This window comes from Marinobacter antarcticus (assembly GCF_900142385.1).
GTDB classification, from domain to species: Bacteria; Pseudomonadota; Gammaproteobacteria; order Pseudomonadales; family Oleiphilaceae; genus Marinobacter; species Marinobacter antarcticus.
Genome location: NZ_FRAQ01000003.1, coordinates 1 through 23,151, shown reverse-complemented (window position 1 = coordinate 23,151; position 23,151 = coordinate 1). Strand labels below are relative to the sequence as shown.

Annotated in this window: 23 protein-coding genes, 2 rRNA genes and 1 other RNA gene; 3 read left to right on the top strand and 23 right to left on the bottom strand. The window is 54.9% G+C overall.

Annotated features, from left to right (window positions below):
* Positions 1-6: 6 nt before the first annotated feature.
* From mraY to rsmI, 9 genes are all read right to left on the bottom strand, one after another.
* Positions 7-1,092 carry a phospho-N-acetylmuramoyl-pentapeptide-transferase gene (gene mraY, locus BUA49_RS14120; protein ID WP_072798763.1) on the bottom strand — a complete coding sequence of 362 codons (1,086 nt, stop codon included), beginning with the start codon at positions 1,090-1,092 and terminating at the stop codon, positions 7-9.
* Positions 1,077-2,480: a UDP-N-acetylmuramoyl-tripeptide--D-alanyl-D-alanine ligase gene (locus BUA49_RS14115; protein ID WP_072798761.1), complete on the bottom strand. Its 1,404-nt coding sequence runs from the start codon at positions 2,478-2,480 to the stop codon at positions 1,077-1,079. The genes mraY and BUA49_RS14115 overlap by 16 nt, the downstream gene beginning before the upstream one ends.
* Positions 2,477-3,961 carry a UDP-N-acetylmuramoyl-L-alanyl-D-glutamate--2,6-diaminopimelate ligase gene (locus BUA49_RS14110; RefSeq protein ID WP_072798760.1) on the bottom strand — a complete coding sequence of 495 codons (1,485 nt, stop codon included), beginning with the start codon at positions 3,959-3,961 and terminating at the stop codon, positions 2,477-2,479. The genes BUA49_RS14115 and BUA49_RS14110 overlap by 4 nt, the downstream gene beginning before the upstream one ends.
* A gap of 4 nt (positions 3,962-3,965) precedes the next feature.
* Positions 3,966-5,705, bottom strand: coding sequence for a peptidoglycan D,D-transpeptidase FtsI family protein (locus tag BUA49_RS14105; RefSeq protein ID WP_072798758.1), 1,740 nt, complete (start codon positions 5,703-5,705; stop codon positions 3,966-3,968).
* A 32-nt stretch (positions 5,706-5,737) separates the two neighbouring features.
* Positions 5,738-6,142: a cell division protein FtsL gene (gene ftsL, locus BUA49_RS14100; RefSeq protein ID WP_072798756.1), complete on the bottom strand. Its 405-nt coding sequence runs from the start codon at positions 6,140-6,142 to the stop codon at positions 5,738-5,740.
* Between the two features lie 2 nt (positions 6,143-6,144).
* Complete coding sequence (gene rsmH, locus BUA49_RS14095) at positions 6,145-7,128, bottom strand: 16S rRNA (cytosine(1402)-N(4))-methyltransferase RsmH (protein WP_072798755.1); 984 nt, start codon at positions 7,126-7,128, stop codon at positions 6,145-6,147.
* Entirely contained in the window at positions 7,125-7,577 is a 453-nt protein-coding gene (gene mraZ / locus BUA49_RS14090) for a division/cell wall cluster transcriptional repressor MraZ (protein WP_072798753.1), read from the bottom strand. The genes rsmH and mraZ overlap by 4 nt, the downstream gene beginning before the upstream one ends.
* 308 nt (positions 7,578-7,885) lie before the next feature.
* Positions 7,886-8,246: RNase P RNA component class A (gene rnpB / locus BUA49_RS14085), an RNA gene on the bottom strand.
* Between the two features lie 55 nt (positions 8,247-8,301).
* Positions 8,302-9,171, bottom strand: coding sequence for a 16S rRNA (cytidine(1402)-2'-O)-methyltransferase (gene rsmI / locus BUA49_RS14080; protein WP_139248795.1), 870 nt, complete (start codon positions 9,169-9,171; stop codon positions 8,302-8,304).
* Positions 9,172-9,330: 159 nt separating this feature from the next.
* Between rsmI and BUA49_RS14075 the strand changes: the two genes are divergently transcribed.
* From BUA49_RS14075 to BUA49_RS14065, 3 genes are read left to right on the top strand one after another with little or no spacing between them, the layout of a single operon-like run.
* Positions 9,331-11,193, top strand: a complete 1,863-nt coding sequence (locus BUA49_RS14075; protein WP_084063601.1) for a penicillin-binding protein activator — start codon at positions 9,331-9,333, stop codon at positions 11,191-11,193.
* A gap of 30 nt (positions 11,194-11,223) precedes the next feature.
* Positions 11,224-11,592: a YraN family protein gene (locus BUA49_RS14070; protein ID WP_072798749.1), complete on the top strand. Its 369-nt coding sequence runs from the start codon at positions 11,224-11,226 to the stop codon at positions 11,590-11,592.
* A gap of 6 nt (positions 11,593-11,598) precedes the next feature.
* Positions 11,599-12,189: an SIS domain-containing protein gene (locus BUA49_RS14065; protein ID WP_072798743.1), complete on the top strand. Its 591-nt coding sequence runs from the start codon at positions 11,599-11,601 to the stop codon at positions 12,187-12,189.
* Positions 12,190-12,242: 53 nt separating this feature from the next.
* On the opposite strand, the gene BUA49_RS14060 is transcribed toward BUA49_RS14065, so the two are convergent.
* The 14 genes from BUA49_RS14060 to BUA49_RS13995 form a co-directional block, all read right to left on the bottom strand.
* Positions 12,243-12,656, bottom strand: a complete 414-nt coding sequence (locus BUA49_RS14060) for a ClpXP protease specificity-enhancing factor (protein WP_228704515.1) — start codon at positions 12,654-12,656, stop codon at positions 12,243-12,245.
* A 59-nt stretch (positions 12,657-12,715) separates the two neighbouring features.
* Positions 12,716-13,345, bottom strand: a complete 630-nt coding sequence (locus BUA49_RS14055) for a glutathione S-transferase N-terminal domain-containing protein (RefSeq protein ID WP_072798738.1) — start codon at positions 13,343-13,345, stop codon at positions 12,716-12,718.
* A 108-nt stretch (positions 13,346-13,453) separates the two neighbouring features.
* Entirely contained in the window at positions 13,454-14,209 is a 756-nt protein-coding gene (locus BUA49_RS14050) for a cytochrome c1 (RefSeq protein ID WP_072798737.1), read from the bottom strand.
* Complete coding sequence (locus BUA49_RS14045; protein WP_072798736.1) at positions 14,209-15,441, bottom strand: cytochrome b; 1,233 nt, start codon at positions 15,439-15,441, stop codon at positions 14,209-14,211. The genes BUA49_RS14050 and BUA49_RS14045 overlap by 1 nt, the downstream gene beginning before the upstream one ends.
* Complete coding sequence (petA, locus tag BUA49_RS14040; RefSeq protein ID WP_072798735.1) at positions 15,441-16,034, bottom strand: ubiquinol-cytochrome c reductase iron-sulfur subunit; 594 nt, start codon at positions 16,032-16,034, stop codon at positions 15,441-15,443. The genes BUA49_RS14045 and petA overlap by 1 nt, the downstream gene beginning before the upstream one ends.
* Positions 16,035-16,278: 244 nt before the next feature.
* Positions 16,279-16,671, bottom strand: a complete 393-nt coding sequence (rpsI, locus tag BUA49_RS14035; RefSeq protein WP_072798733.1) for a 30S ribosomal protein S9 — start codon at positions 16,669-16,671, stop codon at positions 16,279-16,281.
* Positions 16,672-16,683: 12 nt separating this feature from the next.
* Complete coding sequence (rplM, locus tag BUA49_RS14030; RefSeq protein ID WP_072798729.1) at positions 16,684-17,112, bottom strand: 50S ribosomal protein L13; 429 nt, start codon at positions 17,110-17,112, stop codon at positions 16,684-16,686.
* A 209-nt stretch (positions 17,113-17,321) separates the two neighbouring features.
* Positions 17,322-18,098, bottom strand: coding sequence for a TatD family hydrolase (locus BUA49_RS14025; protein ID WP_072798726.1), 777 nt, complete (start codon positions 18,096-18,098; stop codon positions 17,322-17,324).
* A 23-nt stretch (positions 18,099-18,121) separates the two neighbouring features.
* A complete protein-coding gene (prfC, locus tag BUA49_RS14020) occupies positions 18,122-19,702 on the bottom strand; it encodes a peptide chain release factor 3 (RefSeq protein WP_072798723.1) in 1,581 nt (526 codons plus the stop codon).
* 87 nt (positions 19,703-19,789) lie between these two features.
* Complete coding sequence (gene rimI / locus BUA49_RS14015) at positions 19,790-20,278, bottom strand: ribosomal protein S18-alanine N-acetyltransferase (protein WP_072798721.1); 489 nt, start codon at positions 20,276-20,278, stop codon at positions 19,790-19,792.
* Positions 20,278-21,105, bottom strand: coding sequence for a hypothetical protein (locus BUA49_RS14010; protein WP_072798720.1), 828 nt, complete (start codon positions 21,103-21,105; stop codon positions 20,278-20,280). The genes rimI and BUA49_RS14010 overlap by 1 nt, the downstream gene beginning before the upstream one ends.
* 46 nt (positions 21,106-21,151) lie before the next feature.
* Positions 21,152-22,702, bottom strand: coding sequence for a 2-isopropylmalate synthase (locus BUA49_RS14005; RefSeq protein WP_072798717.1), 1,551 nt, complete (start codon positions 22,700-22,702; stop codon positions 21,152-21,154).
* A 145-nt stretch (positions 22,703-22,847) separates the two neighbouring features.
* Positions 22,848-22,962, bottom strand: a 5S ribosomal RNA gene (gene rrf, locus BUA49_RS14000).
* A 100-nt stretch (positions 22,963-23,062) separates the two neighbouring features.
* Positions 23,063-23,151, bottom strand: a 23S ribosomal RNA gene (locus tag BUA49_RS13995); the annotation flags it as partial.

The window sequence follows — 23,151 nt, the reverse complement described above, 5'->3', positions numbered from 1 at the left end:
TGTTTCCTATCGTATCTTCAGACTGGCCAGGCCAATCAGAACAAGAACGACGGTGATGACCCAGAAACGCACAATCACGCGCGGTTCAGGCCAGCCTTTGAGTTCAAAATGGTGGTGCAATGGCGCCATCCGGAAAATCCGGCGGCCGGTCAGCCGGAAGGAAGCCACCTGCAAAATTACAGACACTGTCTCCATCACGAACACACCGCCCATGATGAAAAGAATGATTTCCTGGCGCACGATCACCGCAACCACGCCCAGAGCTGCGCCTAAAGCAAGTGCTCCAACGTCACCCATGAATACCTGGGCGGGATAGGTGTTAAACCACAGAAAGCCGAGCCCGGCGCCAACGAGAGCTCCGCAGAAAACTATGAGCTCGCCGGTTCCAGGCAAATGCGGAATCAGCAAGTAGTTTGCAAACTGAACGTTGCCAGAAACGTAGGCAAAGATGCCCAGAGCACCGGCGACCATAACCGTAGGCATGATTGCCAGGCCATCCAGGCCGTCCGTCAGATTCACCGCATTGCTGCTGCCGACGATCACAAAATACGTCAGCAGAATGAAGAACACCGGCCCGAGAGTCAGCGAGACGTTTTTAACAAACGGCAGATACAGCGATGTTTCCTGGGGCAACACCGAACTGAAATACAGCACGATGGCTGCTGCGGCGCCAATCAGAGACTGCCAGAAATACTTCCAGCGCGCGGGCAACCCGCGAGGGTTACGCTCGACGACCTTACGGTAATCATCCACCCAGCCAATCGCACCAAACAACATGGTGACCAGTAAGGTCACCCAGATGTAGCGGTTACTCAAATCCGCCCATAGCAATGTGCTAATGCCTATAGCCACCAGAATCAGCGCGCCGCCCATGGTGGGAGTGCCTGCCTTGCTGAGGTGCGTCTGCGGCCCGTCATCCCGAATCGCCTGGCCAATCTGGTACTGGCTGAGTTTGCGGATCATCAGCGGCCCGATAACCAGAGAAATCAGCAACGCCGTCAATATCCCCAGAATCCCGCGCAGGGTCAGATACTGAAACACCGTCAGCGCTGAAAAATATTCTGATAAAACCCCTGTCAGCCAGAGCAGCATGCGTCATTCACCTTGTTTTTTATCCCTTCCACCACGAGATCCATGGCAGCGCTTCTTGACCCTTTCACCAGCACGGTCATCGGAGGCTCATTAGGGCAAACGAGGGCCTGTACGGCCTCTTCGTGTGTTTGATACATCTCGGTGGTTTCACCAAAGCCATCGGCATAGCCGTCGCAGCCGGGACCCACCGTCAGCAGACGGTCAATTCCGAGTTCGGAGGCAAAGGCTCCAACTTCTTTATGCAGTTCTAGGGCTGTTGGCCCGAGCTCGCCCATGGCGCCAAAAACAGCAACACGCTTACCCTGACGTTTTACCAGAACACTCAGCGCCGCTTTCATGGAGGCAGGGTTCGCGTTGTAACTGTCGTCAATGACCGATAACTCCCCCGGCAGGTTGACGACCTGCAAGCGACCGCGAACCGGCTGTACCTTGGCCAACCCTTCGGTAATGGCCACATCCGTTGCTCCCAGCTCGCGAGCCGCCGCAATAGCAAGCAGGGTATTGGTTACGTTGTGCTCGCCTTCCAGCGGCAGCGTTAATGTACAAGACCACTCTTCCGGCCCTGCAATCACAATCTCGGGCTTTTGGGTTTGCGACTGTTTTATAACAGCGCTGTAGTCGGCCTCAGGGTGGCCGCAACGGCTGACACTGACAACCCTGCGGTTGCCGGCACGGGCAAGCCACTGACCAAACGCTGGATCGTCCCGGTTCAGAACCACCAGGCCGCCCTCGGCAACGCCTTCAATGATTTCGCCCTTGGCCTGCACAATATTTTCGTAGCTGCCAAAGCCTTCCAGGTGCGCCTGGCCCGCATTTGTGAGAATCACTACCTGTGGGCGAGTGATCGCCACGGTATGTGCAATTTCACCAATCCCGCTGGCACCCAGTTCGATAACGCCATACCGGTGCACTGGTTTCAGGCCAAACAGGGTCAGTGGAACACCAATGTGATTGTTCAGATTGCCGCGGGTTGCCAGGGTGTCCCCCATACGAACCAGAATGGCGGCGGTCAGTTCTTTAACGGTGGTTTTGCCACTACTGCCAGTGATCGCAATCAGCTTCGCATCACTTTCGTTGCGATTGCCCGCCGCCAGACCGGCCAACGCATCAACGGTGTTGGCCACAACCAACTGCGGCATATCGGCGTTGCTGGCGAGCGTGCTATCAAAGGTGTCGACCACGACAGCACAGGCCCCGAACTTCATCGCGGACTGCAAAAACCGGTGGCCATCAAAATTTTCGCCACGCAGGGCAACAAACAGACCGCCCGGCTTCAGAGCACGCGTATCAGTCGAAACATCCGTAAACTCGACTGCGCCGAGCCCCTCGGATCCACAGGCTGCATTGGTAAATCCCACAGCCTCAGCCAGTGAAAAAGCGCGCATCATGCGGCACCTCCTTCGAGCTTCAGCATCCGGCGAACCTGAGCGGCATCACTAAAAGGAAGCTTCTGGCCGGCGATCTCCTGCCAGGACTCGTGACCTTTTCCCGCTATAAGAACAAGATCGTCGGGCGCAGCCATGTTGATAGCGAAGCAGATTGCCTCAGCCCTGTCGTGAATAACCGTTGCACAATCCGGGCGAGAGAAGCCCGTCAGAATATCCTGCACAATTCCCACTGGGCTTTCTGTCCGTGGGTTGTCATCCGTAACAATGATGACATCCGCGCCTTTCTCTGTTTCTTTCGCCATTTCCGGGCGCTTTCCACTGTCACGATCACCTCCACAACCGAATACACAAATCAACCGTCCAGCTACGTGCGGCCGCAATGCGGCCAAGGCATTCGCCAGGGCATCCGGGGTGTGGGCGTAATCAACTACGGCACGGACGCCATCGCCGCCACAAAAGCGCTCAAGCCTGCCGGGAGGGGGCGTCAGTTGCTTGACCGCCTGCTGAACCTGCTCTATAGAAACACCTAATGTCATAACCGTTGCAATTGCCGCAAGCACATTGCTGGCATTGAAGCTGCCCATAAGGGGCGCAGAGAAGTCGAAACTACCCCACTCACCATCGACGATTGCATCAAAGCCATATTCCGTAGGATGGAACTCTTTCAGCCACAGCTCTGTCTCGGATTCGTGCAGGCTGTAGCGAACGCGATCACACTTGCCTTCAAGCTTTTTGTATAACTGGCGACCGAAGGGATCATCAAAGTTGATCACCGAAAAGTGCACATCCTCACGCTCAAACAGCCGGGCTTTGGTGGCACCATAAGCTTCCATGGAACCGTGATAATCAAGGTGATCCCGCGTCAGATTGGTAAAAATGGCTGCGGTTATAGTCAGCCCGTCCACTCGGCCCTGATCCAAACCGTGGGATGACACTTCCATCGCTGCGGCACGTCCGCCCTTGGCGAGAATGCCCGCCAATGCACGGTTGATCTGAACGGCGTCCGGGGTGGTATGAGTCGCTTCTTGCAAAGCTCCCGGCATGCCGTAGCCCAGCGTACCCAGAACACCGCAGGGCGTTCCTGCCTGGCTTAGCAACTGGGCCACATAGTGGCTCACTGACGTTTTACCGTTGGTGCCGGTAACGCCTATTAGCCGGAGCCTGCGGGAAGGATGCTCGTAGAAACGGGCAGCAATTTTGCCCGTCAACTGGCGAAGCCCTGCAACCGGCACAATCAGCGCACCATGATGCTCCGAACACTCCAGCTCTGTGTCAGACTCCAGGAGCACAACCGTCGCACCGGCGGCTATGGCCTGATCCACGTAATGGTCCGCCGGCGTAGCCGTGCCCGCCAACGCGACAAACGCGTCACCAGCACTGATTTCACGGCTGTCGGTTTGCAGTCCGTGTATGGTGACGTCAAATACTGAGGGGACAGAAACAATGCCCTGCAACAAGGTGCTGAGAGATGTTATGCACATAGGCTTAACCCCTTTCCCCTGTTTTTTCGGCTTGCTGGCCCGTGGTGCCAACTTCCAACTCCGGCCTCACATTCAGGAGACGGAGCGCATTGCTCATCACCCGTGAAAAAACCGGTGCAGCCACTTCGCCGCCGTAGTATTCGCCAGACTGCGGCGCATCCACAGCCACAACCGTTACAATTCTGGGGTTATCGATTGGCGCCATCCCGGCAAAAATCGCCTTGTACTGGCTGTCCTCATAACCCTGAGCGCCCACCAGATGGACCGTTCCGGTCTTACCCCCGGCACTGTATAAACCGGGCTGGGCGCGCTTGCCGGTGCCCCTGGAAACTGCTTCTCCCAGCATGACGCGAACATCACTGGTCACCTGCTCGGACAGCACCCTTCGACCAACTGGCTTTTCATTCAACTTCATCAGGCTGAGCGGATACCGAATGCCTCCATTAGCAATCACCATATAGGCTTGCGCTAACTGAAGCGCATTCACACTCATCCCATAGCCATAGGAGAGCGTAGCCTCTTCTACTGGGCGCCATTTCGGTGGCGCTGGCAATACACCCACAGCCTCACCCGGAAATCCGATACCGGTTGGCTGACCAATGCCGAGTCGAGCATAGAGGTTGCGAATCGTATCGCCACCCAACTCAGTGGCAATCTTGCTGATACCAACGTTGCTGGATTTGACGATGATGTCGGTGAGACTGATGACCCCATAGTTCCGATGATCGCGAATCGTGAATCTTCCAAACCTCCGATAGCCAGGTGATGTATCAATCGATGTATTGGTGGAATATTGTCCGGATTCAAGCGCCGCAGCCATGGCAATCGGCTTCATGGTTGAACCGGGTTCAAACAGATCAGTGATAGCCTTGTTACGAAGATTTTCCGGGGCAAGCTGGCTTCGGTCGTTGGGGTTATAAGACCCCTGATTGACCATCGCCAGCACCTCGCCGGTCTCAACATCCAGCATAACGAGCGTGCCGCCATGAGCGTCATGGGCAGTAACAACTGCTTTCAGCTCGCGATAAGCCAGGTATTGCAGGCGCAGATCTATGCTCAACTCAAGATTATGGCCGGGGCTGGCATCGCGGATAAGCGTAAGATCCTTGATGATCCGCCCGCGGTTATCCTTCAGCACACGTTTGCGGCCAGACTCCCCGGACAGCCAGTCGTTGTATGCCAACTCCATACCTTCCTGGCCACGCTCGTCAATATTGGTAAACCCGACAACATGAGCAGTAACCTCTCCCGCAGGGTAATAACGCCGGTACTCCTGGCGCGTATAAACACCGGGAATATCCAGTTCCATAGCTTTTGCAGCCAGCCCGGGCTGGACCTTTCGGCGGAGGTAAATGAATTCGCGACCAGCATAAGTTTCAAGGCGCTCACGCAACCTTGCCTCACTGATTTCCAGCACCCGCGCCAGGTTAGCCAGACGCGGCTCAGCGGGATCTATCTCTGAAGGGTTTGCCCAGAGTGTCTGCACCGGAGCACTCACGGCCAGCGGCTCGCCATAGCGATCAGTGACCACCCCACGGTGAGCATCGATTGCCTCTACGCGAATAGTGCGGACATCACCCTGCTTGCGCAGGAAATCGTTATCCACAACTTGCAGATCAACCAGGCGCCAGCCAAGAGCCAGCACTACCAACAGGAATACGCCCAGCACAGAGCCAAAGCGCCAGGCTTTCAGGCCTGCCGCCACTTTCTGGCTCAATGATCTTGCTGATTCCTGATTGGACAATCAGATCACCCTGAGACTGTTGTAACCGTGAATTACCGGGATGCTAAAGGCGACATCAGAGGCACCAGGACAATATCCTGACGCCCCGGAACCACCATACTGAACCGCTCTGCCGCAAGTTTTTCCACGCGACCGTGAGCTCCCAAAGCGCTCTGTTCCAGAAGCAACTGGCTCCATTCCGCCTGAAAACGATCGCGCTCGACCTGAAGCTGGGACAGCGTGTTAAACAGTCCACGGTTCTCGTGGGCGCTGACAACAACACCTATAGATGAACCTACAAGCAGCACTGCAAGGGCCAGTGATACCAGAACCCTTTTCTGCCGCAGGGCATCAAAAACACGTCGCGAAATCCGGACGGCAGCAACAACGCCCTCGCGAACCTTTTCTTTATTCAGCTTGGCCTGCTTTACCGCCGGCTCTATGGCTACCGCGCCCATAATTACGCGCTCCCCTGGGATTTCTGTTTGTTGTCGATGCGCTCCAGAACCCGCATAACAGCGCTGCGGGCACGAACATTCTCACTGACCTCGCCGGCACCGGCCTTGCTGGCCTTGCCAATCAACCTGAAGTCCGAAGCCTCCTGATCCGCCGTCACCGGTATGCCTTTGGGCAACCTGGGGCCGCGAGCAAGGTCTCGCATAAAACGCTTGACCAGCCGGTCTTCCAGCGAATGAAAGCTGATAACAACCAGACGCCCGCCAGGCGCCAGTCGATCTACTGCTGCCTGCAGCCCAGCTTCCAGATCTTCCAGTTCGCGGTTAATAAAAATTCGAACTGCCTGAAAAGTGCGGGTTGCCGGGTGCTTGTGTTTCTCTTTTTTCGGTACCGCTTCGCTCACCAACGCGGCCAGCTGAAGCGTGGTTTCAATCGGCGCCTCTTTGCGATGCTCAACAACCAGGCGGGCGATGCGACGGGAAAACCGTTCTTCTCCGTAGCGCCAGATAACATCCGCGATCTCACGCTCGTCCGCACTTGCCAGCCACTCAGCCGCACTCGGCGACTGCAACGGATTCATTCGCATATCAAGCGGGCCCTCACGCATAAAGCTGAAACCTCTCGATGCATCATCAAGCTGTGGCGAAGACACACCCAGATCCATCAGCACGCCATCAACCTGCCCCCAGCCAGCGTCAGATACCGCGCGGCCGAGCTCAGAAAATGAACCATGGAAATATCCGAATCGGGAATCATCCGCTGCAAGCAGCTCAGCCACAGTGATAGCCTCTGGGTCCTTGTCGATACCCAGCAACTGGCCAGACGTGCCCAGGCGCCCGAGAATGAGCTGACTATGACCACCGCGACCAAACGTGGCATCCACATAGTTGCCATCGGGGTCGCTGACCAGATAGTCGACCGCCGAATCCAGAAGGACCGAGCGATGCGAAAACTCTGCTCCGACCTCCTGACTGCGATCAGAGGTCATAGGGAAAGCGCCTCCATCTCGGGCGGCATATCTTCATCACCGGAAGATTCATCAAGCCACGCAAACCAGCGTTCCTCACTCCACAACTCCAGTTTCTTGCCCTGACCGATGAGCATCAGCTTTTTCTCAAGATATGCATAACTGCGCAATGTGGGCGGCACCAGAATGCGTCCAGCAGAATCCATCTCCATGGGCGCAGCGTTACCAAGCAGCAGCCTCTGGAGGCGTCGCGCAGCCTTATTCATGTTGGGAAGCGCCTCGATTTTAGGGCGGAGAATTTCCCACTCCGGCTCCGGGTAAACCAGCAGACACCGCTCTTCATCGGCATTCGCCGTCAATACAATGCGGCCACCACAAGCCTGCGCGAGGCTTTCGCGCACCTTGGTGGGGATCGCCAAGCGACCCTTTGCATCCATATTGATGGCATGACTGCCGAGAAAATTGCTCATTTACACTGTCTCTGGGGACCTGAAAACCACAAATAACCACTAGAAACCACTTTTTCCCACTTGTGCACACTATAGAAACACGCAATTCACAATGCAAGCGCCGCAAACAGCGGCCCTCTTGGGAAAGTTCCTTTTATGACAACAGGTTACGGGCATTGACGTGAGGGGAATGTAACATTACGGAAAAGAAAAGAAGGAAAATCAAACACCTGCAAAAGTGTTTGAAGAAGACAAGTGAGGTTTAAGATTTTTTGGCTATAAGAAGCGCGCCATGAGAATGAACGCGCTTCACAAGCTAAGAAGGGAAAAAGGCGAGCTCGCCGATAAGCCGGGTTCTGTCGTGGACAGTCATTCATCTAGGGCCTGCGTCACCACAGGCCTCAAGCAACCTACCCGAGTCCAGCGCGGGCCACGCCATAGGACTCCTATTTGGTCTTGCTCCAGGTGGGGTTTACCATCGCCGTGGACTGTTGCCAGCCACGCGGTGCGCTCTTACCGCACCGTTTCACCCTTACCGGCGCCCGTGAACTGATCACGAGCACTTAGGCGGTCTGCTTTCTGTTGCACTTTCCGTCGGCTCACGCCGCCCAGGAGTTACCTGGCACCTTGCCCTGCGGAGCCCGGACTTTCCTCCCCCGGTAAACCGGCGGCGACTGTCTGGCGAGCTCGGGCGAGACAATACTCCTGCACCACGCACCATGCAAGAAAAAGCGCCGACCAGGGGTCAGACGTCCTTGAGCTCCAGCGCACGCTGATACAGTTCGTTTTTACCCAGCCCGGTCAAACCAGAGGCAATCTTCGCCACTTTCTTGACCGGTAGCTCGGCTATCAACAGACTCAGCAACTGGTCCACATCAAGCGCACCAGCCATCAAACCACTTTCGGCCTTGTCGGCGCCCCGCACCATAACAACGAACTCGCCACGGCTGCCGTGAGGGTCGTCTGTCAGTGCGGAGAGCACTTGGGCCGCCTCACCTGAGTAGAAGGTCTCGAAGGTTTTGGTAATCTCCCGGCCAAGCACAATCTCGCGGTGTGCTCCCATTACTTCCATTATGTCCGACACGGTGTCCAGTATCCTGTGAGGTGACTCATAGAAGACCAGCGTTGATATCTCCTTTCGGAGTTCATCCAGAGCTGTGCGCCGGCCAGTGCGCTTTGCAGGCAGAAAACCGACAAACAGAAAGCGATCAGTGGGCAGCCCCGCCGCACTCAATGCAGCAACCAGTGCGCATGGCCCGGGAATCGGGCTTACCCGCACCCCTTCAGCCCTCGCCTCACGAACTAACACATAGCCCGGATCAGAGATCAACGGCGTACCTGCGTCTGAAATCAACGCAACATCAGCGCCCGCCAACAACTGATCCAGTATGCTCTTAACCCTGCCGCGCTCATTGTGATCATGTAATGCAATCAAGGGCTTGTTAATACCAAGATGCTGAAGCAGGCGCCCGCTATGGCGAGTATCCTCTGCGGCAATGACCGCCACCTCCGAAAGCACTTTGGCTGCGCGCGAAGAAAGATCCTCCAGATTGCCAATGGGCGTAGCGACGATATAGAGGGTTCCACCGCTATCACTCGGCTTTAATGTCTGCATGGCTGACTGATCCGATTCAGAATTCAAAATGTGTGCCTCGCGCGCAGGGACGACGTCACCATGACACCTGCGTCATGTGAATTGGCCCGGGAGCTGTTAAACTTGCCACCATCAGATCGGCGCCACAAGCCCAAAACTCCGGAATCTATAGAGCTTGCCATGACTAAGAACCGTATTAACCATACCGCCCTGGCCGGTATATTTACCATCAGCCTGTTATTTGCCGGTTGCGCCGGTGTCGACCTGGAGTCGCACATAGCCCAATCCCCCTCCCAGGCTCTCGAGCTTGCCGCAAAAGAACGCAACACTGAAACGGCGCAGCGATACCTGCTGAAGGTCGCAAGCCGGTTCCAGGAGCGCGGCGAACACCGGGCGGCCCGCACATTACTGCAGAGCACTCAACTGGCGCAACCTGCACCGCCACTACAGGCACAAAAGCAGCTACTCGCCATGGCAAGCGCGGTGGCGCTCGAAGACCGGGAGTGGGCCGGCATTATTGCCAAGACACTCTCACCGGACAATTTCAGGAGCTACAACTCAGACCTTGTGAACCGGGCCGCAAGTCTTCAGGCCGAAACCTATGCGCTTGTAGGCGACCGCCTATCAGCTGCCATGACTCTAATGCTTCTTTCACAGACAGATGGCAAGGTTAACCCGCAACAGATCCACGACCAGATCTGGACATTCCTGAAAGCCGTTCCGGACCAGCAACTCGCTGCCGCAGGCGAAAGCAGCATCGGTTTTGAGACCGAGGGATGGTTTGAGCTCGCCGCAAGGGTGCGCGCTCCTGGGCTGAGCATTGATGATCAGGGCCGAGCTATTCGTCGCTGGCAAAATAACTGGCCCGGCCATCCAGCCGCGCAGATACTGCCATCGGAACTGCAGCTTATTGCCAACCTGGCTGAGAACCGACCTGAAAAAATTGTCCTGGCACTGCCTCTTCAAGGGCCTCTGGCCAGCGCCGGCAAGGCTATCAGGGACGGATTTCTGGCCGCCTACTACCAGGACGACTCAGCCGACCGCAGCAAAACCGACATCCGCATTGTGGACACCTCAAATCAACCATTTGATGAGTTGTATAAGGAACTGGCCGCTCAAGATATCGATCTGATTATAGGCCCTCTTGAGAAGGATGCACTGGCAAGCCTTACCAGCATGAGAACTCTTCCAGTCCCTGCCCTCGGGCTCAATTATCTGGCTGCCGACAAGAAGGCGCCAGACGGCCTCTACCAGTTTGGACTCTCAGCAGAGGACGAAGCCCGACAGATCGCGGACAGACTCTCGGAGGAGAATATTAATCAGGTTCTGGCGCTCATCCCCCAGGGTGAATGGGGCGATCGAGTAGAGGCTGCGCTGCTGAAACGTATGCAGCACAATGGCGCAGTTGCACTGGATATCGAGCGATTCTTCCGCGAAGACAACCTGCGTGCAGTTACTGCAGACTTGCTGGGCATTACCGTATCCCGGGATCGGGCTATTCAGGTAGAACGTACCATTGGTCTCAATGTGGAGTTCGAACCGCGGCGGCGCCAGGATGCTGAAGCAATCGTTATGGTGGCCGAGCCCGCAGTCGCACGCCAGTTCAAGCCGCTGTTTGCGTTTTACTTTGGAGGCGACCTGCCCGTCTACTCGCCTTCCATCATTTACGAAGGCTCACCGGACCCCGCCCGGGATCGCGACCTCAACCAGGTTATTTTTACCGACATTCCCTGGGTACTCGACAGCAAGAACCCATTGCGTGAAGAAGCCACCAGAGCCTTGCCCGACACTTATGGTCAGCTTGGCAGACTCTTTGCCATGGGTGCGGACGCATGGCAGCTGAGCAAACGTCTGCCTCTGCTACGTCAGGTTCAAACCGCCGTAGTCGATGGCCAGACAGGTAAACTGACCATGACCCGCGAAGGCAGCATCCATCGAAATCAGCTTTGGGCACAATTCCGCAGCGGAACGCCCGACCTGCTAACGAAGCCAGCCGACCCTGGCGCTGAAGCGGACAAGCGCCCGCAGGCGCTAACTAACTGACACCACCTCGCAAAAGGACAGGCAAGCGCCATGGAAGGCCGCAAAGCTATCGGAGCACATTTTGAAGGAGTCGCAGCAAGGTATCTCACCTCTCGCGGCGTGCATATCCGGGAACGCAATGTTTACAACCGCGGCGGTGAAATTGATCTGATAGGCCAGGACAACGACACTCTCGTCTTCTTTGAGGTGCGCTACCGGGGCAGTGGCAGTCTCGTCGATCCGGCAGGCTCCATTTCTTATCCAAAACGACAGCGGCTATTGAAGGCCGCTTCGTTTTATCTGCACCGACACAACCTTTGGAACGCACTCAGCCGGATAGACGTAGTGGCAATCAGCCCGGGAACCGTTAAAAAATACCGGGTACAATGGATCAAAAATGCAATCCAGGCGGATGTATAAATTCTGATGAGCGAAACGGAAAACTTGATCAACCAGTTGTTTGCGAGCCACATGGAACATACTGCTCAAGCAGCCAGCACCGTAGGACCTGCTATCGAGCAGGCAGCAGACGCTTTTGTAAACGCCCTTCTCAATGACGGGAAGATTGTTACCTGCGCCAACGGTAACGCCAACGTAATAGCCCAGTATTTCTGTACGGCATTCCTGAATCGCTTTGAACAGGATCGGCCTGCACTGCCGGCGATCAATCTGGGAGCCGACGCGACCACCTACTCGGCCATTTGCCGGGATAACCGATTCAACGATACTTTCTCCCGCCAGGTTAAAGCCATCGGCAAGCCCGGCGACCTATTATTCGTGATTGTTGACGACGGTCACAAAGCGAATCTCATTCAGGCTATTCAGGCAGCCCATGACAGGGAAATGAACGTGGTGGTACTGAGCGCGAGGGAGAAGTCTGATATCACCTCCCTGATGCACTCTGAAGACCACGAGATCGCTCTGAACGACCTCTCACCAACAGAGGCATCGCCCCTGCTGCTGCTGGTAATCAATGCCCTGTGCTCACTGGTAGATGGAAAACTGTTTGGAGGCTGACAAAAAAGCCGGCATCTGCCGGCTTTTTTGTCAGAACAACGATTGGCTACAACTTATTTAACGACCTTGAGAGTCGGCCGGCCCGATGGGCGCTCTTCCTGACCTCCGGACTGCCCGGCCCCTTCCCGATCATTAGTGCCGTCAGGATCCGGGGATCCGGGCTCACTGCCAAACACCATACCTTCACCGTTTTCCTTGGCGTAGATAGCCATCACTGCCTGAAGCGGAATAAAGACCTGCATCGGTACACCACCGAAGCGGGCGCTGAACTCCAGCGCACCGTTACCCACTACCAGACTGCGCACTGCACCAGGACTGACATTCAGAACGATCTGTCCGTTCGCGACATGCGCATTAGGCACTTGAACGCCCTGAACGCTCGCGTCCACCACTATATAAGGCGTGCAGTCGTTATCCAGTATCCACTCATTAAATGCCCGTACCAGATACGGACGACTGGACGTCATGGTGATCTTGTTATCAGACACAGCTACCCTCCTGTTCCGTAAAGCGGAACCCCGCCAAATCAGCTACGGATATCTTCTTCGAGATCAGAGAGGCTCGCTTTGAAACCTTCGCGGCCAAAAATGCTCTCCATATACTTATGCAGCGGCTTGGCCTGCTTCTCGTTGAGCTCTATGCCCAGTAACGGCAAGCGCCAGAGGATAGGTGCAATACAGCAATCCACAATGGTGAATTCCTCAGAGAGGAAAAACGGCATTTCAGCAAACAACGGCGCTGTTGCGAGCAGGCTTTCGCGCAACTCTTTACGAGCGGTCTCTGACGCCTTGACGTTTGGCTGGTTCAGAATCTGATCCACCAAACCACACCAGTCCTTCTGGATCCGATGGATCATCAGCCGGCTGTTGGCGCGGGCAACCGGATAAACCGGTAACAACGGCGGGTGTGGAAAGCGCTCATCAAGATATTCCATCATGATGTTAGGCTCATACAGAACCAAGTCACGGTCCACCAGAGTCGGCAGGGCGTTATACGGATTCAGATCAGCCAGCTCGGCTGGTGGATTGTCCGGGTCAACATCAACGACATCAACGGTAACACCCTTCTCTGCCAACACAATGCGCACCCTGTGGCTATAGTGGCTGGTCGGATCCGAGAAAAACGTCATCGATGACCGCTTGGTCACAACGCCCATAGAACTACCTCACGAGTAAACAAACCGAAATGGTCCTGAAAAACGCAAAATTCCAGCGGGCCGGTTAACGCCCGCTGGAACTCAGGGAACGAGATTATACCCTATTTTTCAGTGCACGTCCTTCCAGTACTCACGATTGAGCAGGTACGCGAAGACAAAGAAAATAGCCACAAAGATCAATACGAAAATCCCGAGGCGCTCACGCTCCACCTTGATAGGATCCGCCATATAAGACATGAAGTTGGTCAGGTCATACATGGCACTATCAAACTCGGCGCCGGACATACTGCCTTCCGTCGCATACTCTGGGCAGGCGCTCGAGTTATTGACATTGCCACTCAGCGGCTCAACGCTCGCCTTTTTACCTATGTTGGGTTCAACTGCACACAGCCCCTGAAGGCCAACCAACACGTGCGGCATGCCCACCGCAGGGAACACGACATTATTCACGCCGAGCGGACGCGTCTCATCCTTGTAGAAACCACGCAGATACGAATAAACCCAGGCTTCACCACGCAGGCGACTTTCCAACGTAAGGTCCGGTGGCGGAGCACCAAACCAGTCCGCTGCCATATCCTTGTTCATGGAATTCTTCATCAGCTCGCCAATTTGGGCGCCGGTGAAGATAAGGTTCTCCTCGTATAGATCAACAGGGATCTCAAGATCGTCAGCAACCCGCTTGTAACGGGCATACTCCATGGAGTGGCACCCCATGCAGTAGTTGGTGAACATAGCAGCACCACGCTGAAGAGATGCCTTGTCTGTGTGGTCCGTCTCGATGTGATCAAGCGGAACGCCAGCACCGGCTGCCAGTCCAAGAACTGGCAGGAATGCGATGAAAAGACCAAAAATCAGCTTTCTCATTATCCTGTCACCCTCTCTGGTACTGGCTTGGTTTTCTCCATGCGCGTATAGAACGGCATCAGAATGAAGTAGAGGAAATAAACGGCCGTCAGAATCTGGGCAGCAGTGGTACGACCTTCGGTAGTAGGTACAAGACCAAGATAGCCGAGAATAACGAAGCTTACCGCAAACAGAGCCAGTGCAATCTTGCTCAGCCATCCTTTATAACGGATGGAGCGCACCGGGCTTCTGTCGAGCCAGGGCAAAACAAACAGAATTGCAATGGCACCGCCCATGACAACCACACCCCAGAATTTCGCCGGCAAACCGAAGATATCGATCGTAACCGCACGCAACATGGCGTAGAAAGGCGTGAAGTACCAGACAGGCGCAATGTGCGCAGGCGTCTTCAGCGCGTTCGCAGGTTCAAAGTTCGGCGCCTCAAGAAATAGCCCGCCCATCTCAGGGAAGAAGAACACCACAATAAAGAAGATAAAGAAGAATACCGCCACGCCCACGAGATCGTGCACGGAGTAGTATGGATGGAACGGGATACCGTCTTTGGGAATTCCGTTTTCATCCTTGTTCTTCTTGATATCGATACCGTCCGGGTTGTTGGAGCCCACTTCATGCAAAGCAAGAATATGCAGAACCACAAGACCAAGCAGAACAATGGGCAAAGCAACCACGTGCAGCGCAAAGAATCGGTTCAAGGTAATACCAGAGATCAGGTAATCACCACGGATCCACAGAGACAGATCTTCGCCAATAACCGGTATGGCGCCAAACAGGTTCACGATGACCTGTGCACCCCAGTAGGACATCTGCCCCCAAGGCAGCAAGTAGCCCATGAAAGCTTCTGCCATCAGCACCAGATAAATCAGCATGCCAAACAACCAGATCAGCTCGCGGGGCTTCTGATAGGAACCGTACATAAGACCACGGAACATGTGGAGATAAACCACAATGAAGAAGGCAGACGCACCCGTAGAGTGCAGATAGCGCAAGAGCCACCCCCACTGCACATCGCGCATGATGTACTCAACGGAAGCGAACGCTCCCTCACCTGTCGGGTTATAGCTCATGGTAAGCCAAATACCGGTCACCAATTGATTGACCAGCACAAGCATCGCCAGAGATCCGAAAAAATACCAGACGTTGAAGTTTTTCGGCGCGTAATATTTTGCCAGGTGCTTATTCCAGGCATCAACAACTGGCAGACGCTCGTCTACCCAATTAAGAAGCTTCTGCATTACGCTGCCTCCGGATCAAGACCAATCGTGAGAGTCACGTCATCGTCATAGCGATAAGGCGGAACCTGCAGGTTCAGCGGAGCAGGCTGCGATTTGTATACCCGTCCGGCCAAATCATACCGGGAACCATGGCAAGGGCAGAACAAGCCACCAAGCCACTCCTCACCCAGGTCTGCCGGCGCTACTTCCGGGCGATAGGTAGGCACGCAGCCCAGATGCGTGCACAAACCGACAAGAACAGCCATCTCGGGCTTCAGCGACCGTAGTATGCCGTCAATGTATGCCGGCTGCTGCGGGGCTTCAGACTGAGGATCGCTCACCTTGTCGTTGAGCTTTTCTACGCTGCTCTGCATTTCTTCTGTGCGGCGGATGAGCCAGACCGGCATACCCCGCCATGAAATGGTGACCTGCTGACCCGGTTCAATCTTACTGATATTGACGGTTACCGGCGCACCAGCTGCCTCCGCTTTGGCACTGGGATTCCAGGATGCCACGAAAGGAACTGCCGCACCGACGACGCCGACTCCACCTACCGCAGCCGTAGCGCCGATAAGAAACCGGCGTCGACCTTGGCTCACGTCGCCATTATTCATTATGGTTTTCTCCCATCAGGCGATGTCACAGCCCGCAAGAAAGCCGACAGTGAGCATCGAAAAGGACTTCACAATCCAAAAATATAAGCGCTCAAATGGTAATGAAATTACCACGTGCTTACAAGTCGCAAAGCCGCCACCAGAGCCTCTTCTCTGCTCCAGATCAATTTGGCTGTCATTGACCCGGAAACAAAAAAACCCGACCAAAATAGCCGGGTTTTCCTGAGATCTGCTCCAGCGAAACTTAACGCTTGGAGTACTGAGGACGCTTACGCGCCTTGCGCAGACCAACTTTCTTACGCTCAACTTCACGAGCATCACGAGTTACATAACCCGCTTTACGCATCGCCGGACGCAGTGTTTCGTCATAATCCATCAGAGCGCGGGTCAGACCGTGGCGAATAGCACCGGCCTGGCCACTGATACCACCACCCTTGACGGTGACGTTGATATCAAAGCGATCTGCAGATTCTGCAACAACCAGAGGTTGACGCACGATCATACGCAGAGTCTCACGACCGAAGAACTCTTCGATAGTGCGACCATTGATAGAGATATTACCGCTTCCCGGCTTGATAAACACCCGAGCCGTGGACGTTTTGCGGCGACCAGTACCGTAATTTTGTGCTACAGACATATCCGCCTTCCGTTAAATGTCGAGTTCTTTGGGCTGCTGGGCTGCATGAGGATGCTCAGCGCCTGCATAGATTTTCAGCTTCATGAACATGGCGCGACCAAGCGGACCCTTCGGAAGCATGCCTTTCACAGACTTCTGAATAACCTGCTCGGGCGCCTTGTCGACCAGCTTCTCGAAGCTGATAGATTTGATCCCACCCGGAAAGCCGGTATGACTGTAGTACATCTTGTCAGATGCCTTGTTGCCGGTAACCCGCACCTGGCCCGCATTGATCACAACAATGTAATCGCCAGTGTCTACATGAGGGGTATACTCAGGCTTATGCTTGCCCCGCAGACGACGGGCGATTTCGGTTGACAGACGACCCAGCGTCTTGCCGGCTGCGTCTACAACGTACCAGTCACGTTTTACGGTTTCTGGTTTCGCACTCAGAGTCTTCATTAATTCCGCCTTGAACGCTATAAAAAGAAACGTTAAAAACCGCCACCGGAAAATGTAATACACCCGGAGGAGGTTCTGTACCTGTAGTTTGATCGGCAGTGACACTATTCGGGGCTGAGGTAGTGGCATTGCCTTGAAAAGCCAGGTGGCGAAGTATACTCGAACGATTATTGAAATCCAACCCTGCTCTGAACAGTTTTATGGTTCGCTTACTGCCATAATGCCTGGCCATATAGCATTGCCGTATTGGCAAACAATACAGAAGCCAGATATTCCGGTTGCTCACCACGGATCTCGGCAAGGCATTCAAGAATACTGTGCAGATAAACCGGTGAATTATCGCCCGCGGCAACACCTTCCGGCGCCATATCTGGCGCATCGGTTTCAAGCACCAGAGATTCCAGAGGCAGGCGTGCAACTGTCTCCCGGGTTTTGCGGGCTCGAGGATGCGTAATTACCCCACCCACTCCGATAAAGCATCCTTGGTCGACCAGCTTTTTTGCCTGCTGATAGCTGCCGGAAAAACCGTGTAGCAGGGCCCTCCCGCTCCAGTTCCTGCGCCTCAGGGTGGCGTGAACCTCATCGTGGGTCTTCACCGAGTGGATAACCAGCGGAAAGCCCAGCTTCGATGCCAGCTCAACCTGTGCTTCAAACCAGGGAAACTGTGCCCCCGTATCACCATGCAACCGATCCAGCCCACATTCACCAACGGCTATGCAGCTCTCAGGCCGTGAGCGCAGGAGCTGCTCCATAGCCTCCAGGTCCCCGGCGGAGTGTTCGCTAACGAACCACGGATGAATGCCAAGACAGTAAAACAGGCCTGAGTGCGCCAGAGCCGTATCCCGGACACGCTCCCAGTCTGGGCGGCGTACACCGGGAATAACCAGCCCGACAACGCCATTTTTTGAAGCTGCCCCGAGCTCGCTGGCCCGGATCCCATCAAACCGGGGAAAGTCAAAGTGACAATGGGCATCAACCAGTTTCAAAGCCACCTCCACCCGCTAATGGATCAATGTTCCCGGGTTTTGTGGAACTCCACGTCGGGATAACGCTCCTGAGCAAGATTCAGGTTTACCATGGTTGGTGCGATATATGCGAGCCGGTCACCACCGTCGAGCGCGAGATTGTCATTGTTCTTGCGCTGGAACTCATCCAGCTTACGATCATCTGAGCAGGTTACCCAGCGTGCAGTGGCGACATTGATAGGCTCATAAACAGCCTCAACCTTGTATTCAGTTTTGAGACGGCTCACGACCACGTCAAACTGCAGCACACCAACTGCACCGACGATCAGATCGTTGTTGCGCAGTGGCCGGAAGACCTGGACGGCACCCTCCTCCGAGAGCTGAATCAGCCCCTTCTGGAGTTGCTTCGCTTTCAGCGGATCCTTCAGCCGGATACGACGGAACAACTCAGGCGCGAAATTGGGGATACCGGTAAACTTCATGTCTTCGCCGGCGGTAAACGTATCCCCCAGCTGGATCGTGCCGTGGTTATGCAGACCAATGATATCGCCGGCATAGGCTTCCTCAGCGTGCGCACGATCACCTGCCATAAAAGTCAACGCGTCGGAAAAGCGCACTTCCTTGCCGATCCGCACATGACGGGCCTTCATGCCCGGGCTGTATTTACCCGACACGATGCGCATAAACGCAACCCTGTCCCGGTGCTGAGGATCCATATTGGCCTGAATTTTAAAAACAAAGCCGGTGAAGGCTTCATCATCCGGCTGCACCGGCCTCTGGTCTGTTTCCCGAGGCTGAGGCGCAGGGGCCCAGTCAACAAGTCCATCCAGCATATGGTCCACACCAAAGTTGCCTAACGCAGTACCAAAAAACACCGGAGTAAGTTCACCGGCCAGAAATGCTTCAAGATTGAACTCGTGGGAAGCGCCCTTTACCAGTTCCACTTCATCCCGCAACTCAGCCGCGTAAGTGCCAATCGCCGTATCGAGCTCCGGATTATCCAGCCCACTGATTACCCGGACCGCCTGAATAGCGTGGCCCTGCCCGCTCTGGTAAAGAGTCACCTCGTCACGGAGCAGGTGGTAGACACCTTTAAAGTTTTTACCCATACCGATAGGCCAGGTAATGGGTGCGCAGGCAATTTTCAGAACATCTTCCACTTCATCCATAAGCTCTACCGGATCACGAGTATCGCGGTCCAGCTTGTTCATGAAGGTCAGAATAGGTGTGTCTCTTAGACGGGTCACTTCCATCAGTTTGATGGTACGGGCTTCAACACCTTTGGCGCTGTCAATAACCATCAAACAAGAGTCTACTGCCGTCAGGGTGCGGTAAGTGTCCTCTGAGAAATCCTCATGGCCAGGAGTATCCAGCAGGTTCACCAACTTGCCACCGTAAGGAAACTGCATCACGGATGTAGTTACCGAGATACCCCGCTCCTTTTCCATTTCCATCCAGTCGGATTTTGCGTGCTGACCGGACTTCTTACCCTTGACCGTGCCCGCCCTCTGTATAGCGTGCCCGAATAAAAGGACTTTTTCGGTAATCGTGGTTTTACCAGCGTCCGGGTGAGAGATAATCGCAAAGGTGCGGCGTTTCGCCACTTCCTGGGAAAGGTGAGCCATAGTAGAAAAGCAACCTGCGTCAGATGTTCGTAAAAGGCAGCCATTATAAGGGCTAAGGGGTGATTACGCGAACAGAAGCAACAACCGTCAGGGCTGCAATAACAACGCCATTACCCGAGCATCTTCCCACCCTGAAGCGGCAGGATAGTATCGGGGGCGCCGCCCTATTTCCTCAAAACCTTCATTGCGATAGAGCTTGCTCGCTACGTTGTTGCTCAGCCTTACTTCCAGAATAACCTGATTCATGCACTCGCGGGCTGCTTCTGCAAGAAGATGGCGCAACAGGAGCCGCCCAGCTCCCCGACCACGAAACCCGGGGTGAACACAGAGATTCAGGAGATGGACCTCGTCAAGCACATAGGACACTACAACGTAACCGGCTAACGAACCATTCTGGCAAACACCCCACAAGCGATAGTCCGGTTTGAAGCAGTCCAGAAATATCCCTTCCGACCAGGGATGAGAGTATCCCTGGAGCTCTATATTCAGTATTTCGGAAAGATCCCCGGGCTCCAAAGGACGTATAGTCAGCTCCAGGCCAGGGGCGCCAAGGTATGAATCTTCCCTTCTGTGCATCAGGTTTTGACCAACGGTTTCAGCTGCTGCCACAAGGAACGCTTGGAGCCCGGGTTACTGGCAAGCTCCGCCAGAGAATACTCAAACTGAATATCGGGGAAACGCTCAAGCGCCTCCGCCAACCAGCCTTCACTTCCCGCATCCACATCGGCACCACTGACACTGCCCAGAACAATCACCTTTTTGCCGGCCACACCAGGCAGAACATGCTTCATAACGGACAGCAGGTCAGCAATCGATCCTCCTGCCGCAAGGCGATTGTTGAAAACCGGCCACTGAATCCATTCTGCAGGCTTCGACGGCTCTTCTCCGAGACTCCTCAGTATGTTTACAGCAAGAGCCTCCTGCAGTCGAAGGCTCGCTTCTTTGGAGATGCTTGCTATCAGGACGTAACGCTCACCGGAAAATACGCCCATGTTCAGGCTAAGCGCCTTATCTGCCTGTATCTGAGGCACCTGCATTTGCACGGCACCGTCTTGTGAATTATCGGAAGGCAAGTCTGGAGCTGCCGGCGACTTCTGGACTGGCGGCTCCTTACCCGCAGCCACCCCTTCTTTTTGCTCCATCAACGCCTGGAGACTGGCAATGCGTTGCACTGCACGTTGATTGGAACCGGATGAAATGGAAGCAGGCTTGGGCCCGGCGACTTTTGCGGGCGCTACAGCACCCTGGGCCCGACTCGACATTAACGGTTGCGCTGGCTCATCCGGCGTCGGGAACTGAAATTCCGGGCTGGGTGCGGCACCCGGCAAGGGTTCGCGGGCATACCACAAACGAATGCCCGCAACACCGAGATAGAACTGCCTCTGAGCTTCAGTATGGATCATTCAAACGACCTGCTGATCCCGTGCGGTTTGCACGCTCCGCGTCACGTCAAACATCCGCCACCTGAGGGTGCTGCCGGATACCGACGCGGCTAATCAGGTTAAGGGCTTCGATATAAGCTTTGGCTGACGCAATTATGATATCTGTATCCGCGCCCACTCCATTTACGATTCGGCCACCACGCTCCAGCCGGACAGTGACCTCGCCTTGAGCATCAGTGCCGCTGGTAATGTTATTGACTGAGTAGAGTTGCAGGTTACAGCCAGAATCAACAAGAGACTCAATGGCCTTGAATGTTGCATCTACCGGACCACTTCCTTCCGCATCGACTTTGTGTTCTTTTCCGTCCATCGTCAATGTCATGGTGGCCTTGGGTACCACGCCCGTTTCCGAGCAGACCTGAAGACAAACCAGCCCATAACGACCGTCTTCATCTTTCTGCCGGGTGTCGCTCGCAATGGCCTGCAGATCTTCATCAAAAATCTCATGCTTCAGATCAGCCAGCGCCTTGAAGCGGGTAAACGCTTCGTTAAGCTCTGTCTCGGTCTCAAACTGAATGCCCAGCTCAAGTAGTCGTGTACGAAATGCATTACGACCAGAGTGTTTACCTAGCACCAGGCTGTTGGTATGCCAGCCAACATCCTCCGCCCGCATGATCTCATAAGTCTCGCGATGCTTGAGCACGCCATCCTGGTGTATACCCGATTCATGGGCGAATGCGTTCGCGCCCACTATAGCTTTGTTGGGCTGCACCGGAAAACCGGTAATAGTGGAGACAAGGCGCGAAGCCGGGACAATATGGCGGGCATCTATCCGGGTATCAATGTTGAACAGATCCTGACGGGTACGAACGGCCATCACGATCTCTTCCAGAGAAGCATTACCGGCGCGCTCGCCCAGGCCGTTAATCGTGCACTCAACCTGACGGGCTCCCCGGGTTACGGCGGCAAGTGAGTTAGCGACCGCAAGCCCCAAGTCGTTATGACAATGTACGGAAAAAATGGCTTTGTCCGCATTGGGGATGCGATTAAGCAACTGATGAATGGTCTCAGCGAACTGCTCAGGAATGGCGTAGCCAACCGTATCTGGAATGTTGATCGTGTTGGCGCCGGCGTCAATCGCGGCCTCAATAATGCGGCAGAGAAAATCCAGTTCTGAGCGACCAGCATCCTCACAGGAGAACTCAACGTCATCGACATGGCTTCGGGAGCGCTTTACTGCCCGAACTGCCTGCTCAATCACCTCATCGGGCTGCATTTGCAGCTTGTGCTTCATGTGAATGGGCGAGGTGGCAATAAAGGTATGGATACGCCCGCGTTCGGCCGGGCGAATTGCCTCAGCGGCGCGGTCAATGTCTTTATCCAGGGCCCGTGCGAGGCTGCAAATCGTTGACTCTTTAATAGTCTCCGCAATGGACTTAATCGCTTCGAAGTCGCCCTGACTGGCGATTGCAAAGCCGGCCTCGATGACATCCACCCTCAGCTTCTCGAGAGCCTTGGCAATCCGAAGCTTCTCCGCCTTGTTCATGGTAGCGCCGGGGCTTTGTTCACCATCCCGGAGAGTCGTATCAAATATGACCAGGTGATCGTTGCCAGACATTGAGGTGCTCCGTATCGCATTTGGTTTTATAGCGAGAGTATATCACCGGGAAGTATAAGGAGCAGTGCTCCCCTACATGCTGAGGCAATTTTAAGGCATAAAAAAACCCCCAACGGCAGTCCGCTGGGGGTTTTCGGTATTAAGAGTCTGACGATGACCTACTCTCACATGGGCAATGCCACACTACCATCGGCGCAGGCCTGTTTCACTTCTGAGTTCGGGATGGGATCAGGTGGTTCCAAGCCGCTATAGTCGTCAGACAAAACGGTTGATCACTGGGGGATGAGACAGAACACTGGCTTTTCAAGGCCGTGATTTCGATTCTTTCGTTGCGATATCCGCAATTGTCTTGGGTGTTATATAGTCAAGCCGCACGAGCAATTAGTATCGGTTAGCTCAACGCCTCGCAGCGCTTACACACCCGACCTATCAACGTCCTGGTCTTGAAC

Bases quoted from the DNA above. Each gene is read 5' to 3' on its own strand.
- BUA49_RS14050 (WP_072798737.1), bottom strand. From the start codon at position 14,209: ATGAGAAAGCTGATTTTTGGTCTTTTCATCGCATTCCTGCCAGTTCTT.
- mraZ (WP_072798753.1), bottom strand. From the start codon at position 7,577: ATGAGCAATTTTCTCGGCAGTCATGCCATCAATATGGATGCAAAGGGT.
- BUA49_RS14110 (WP_072798760.1), bottom strand. From the start codon at position 3,961: ATGTGCATAACATCTCTCAGCACCTTGTTGCAGGGCATTGTTTCTGTC.
- mraY (WP_072798763.1), bottom strand. From the start codon at position 1,092: ATGCTGCTCTGGCTGACAGGGGTTTTATCAGAATATTTTTCAGCGCTG.
- petA (WP_072798735.1), bottom strand. From the start codon at position 16,034: ATGAATAATGGCGACGTGAGCCAAGGTCGACGCCGGTTTCTTATCGGC.
- rplM (WP_072798729.1), bottom strand. From the start codon at position 17,112: ATGAAGACTCTGAGTGCGAAACCAGAAACCGTAAAACGTGACTGGTAC.
- BUA49_RS14055 (WP_072798738.1), bottom strand. From the start codon at position 13,345: ATGGGCGTTGTGACCAAGCGGTCATCGATGACGTTTTTCTCGGATCCG.
- ftsL (WP_072798756.1), bottom strand. From the start codon at position 6,142: ATGGGCGCGGTAGCCATAGAGCCGGCGGTAAAGCAGGCCAAGCTGAAT.
- BUA49_RS14115 (WP_072798761.1), bottom strand. From the start codon at position 2,480: ATGATGCGCGCTTTTTCACTGGCTGAGGCTGTGGGATTTACCAATGCA.
- rsmH (WP_072798755.1), bottom strand. From the start codon at position 7,128: ATGACCTCTGATCGCAGTCAGGAGGTCGGAGCAGAGTTTTCGCATCGC.
- rsmI (WP_139248795.1), bottom strand. From the start codon at position 9,171: ATGCAGACATTAAAGCCGAGTGATAGCGGTGGAACCCTCTATATCGTC.
- BUA49_RS14070 (WP_072798749.1), top strand. From the start codon at position 11,224: ATGGAAGGCCGCAAAGCTATCGGAGCACATTTTGAAGGAGTCGCAGCA.
- rimI (WP_072798721.1), bottom strand. From the start codon at position 20,278: ATGCACAGAAGGGAAGATTCATACCTTGGCGCCCCTGGCCTGGAGCTG.
- BUA49_RS14045 (WP_072798736.1), bottom strand. From the start codon at position 15,441: ATGCAGAAGCTTCTTAATTGGGTAGACGAGCGTCTGCCAGTTGTTGAT.
- prfC (WP_072798723.1), bottom strand. From the start codon at position 19,702: ATGGCTCACCTTTCCCAGGAAGTGGCGAAACGCCGCACCTTTGCGATT.
- BUA49_RS14075 (WP_084063601.1), top strand. From the start codon at position 9,331: ATGACTAAGAACCGTATTAACCATACCGCCCTGGCCGGTATATTTACC.
- BUA49_RS14005 (WP_072798717.1), bottom strand. From the start codon at position 22,702: ATGTCTGGCAACGATCACCTGGTCATATTTGATACGACTCTCCGGGAT.
- BUA49_RS14010 (WP_072798720.1), bottom strand. From the start codon at position 21,105: ATGATCCATACTGAAGCTCAGAGGCAGTTCTATCTCGGTGTTGCGGGC.
- BUA49_RS14065 (WP_072798743.1), top strand. From the start codon at position 11,599: ATGAGCGAAACGGAAAACTTGATCAACCAGTTGTTTGCGAGCCACATG.
- rpsI (WP_072798733.1), bottom strand. From the start codon at position 16,671: ATGTCTGTAGCACAAAATTACGGTACTGGTCGCCGCAAAACGTCCACG.
- BUA49_RS14060 (WP_228704515.1), bottom strand. From the start codon at position 12,656: ATGACGTCCAGTCGTCCGTATCTGGTACGGGCATTTAATGAGTGGATA.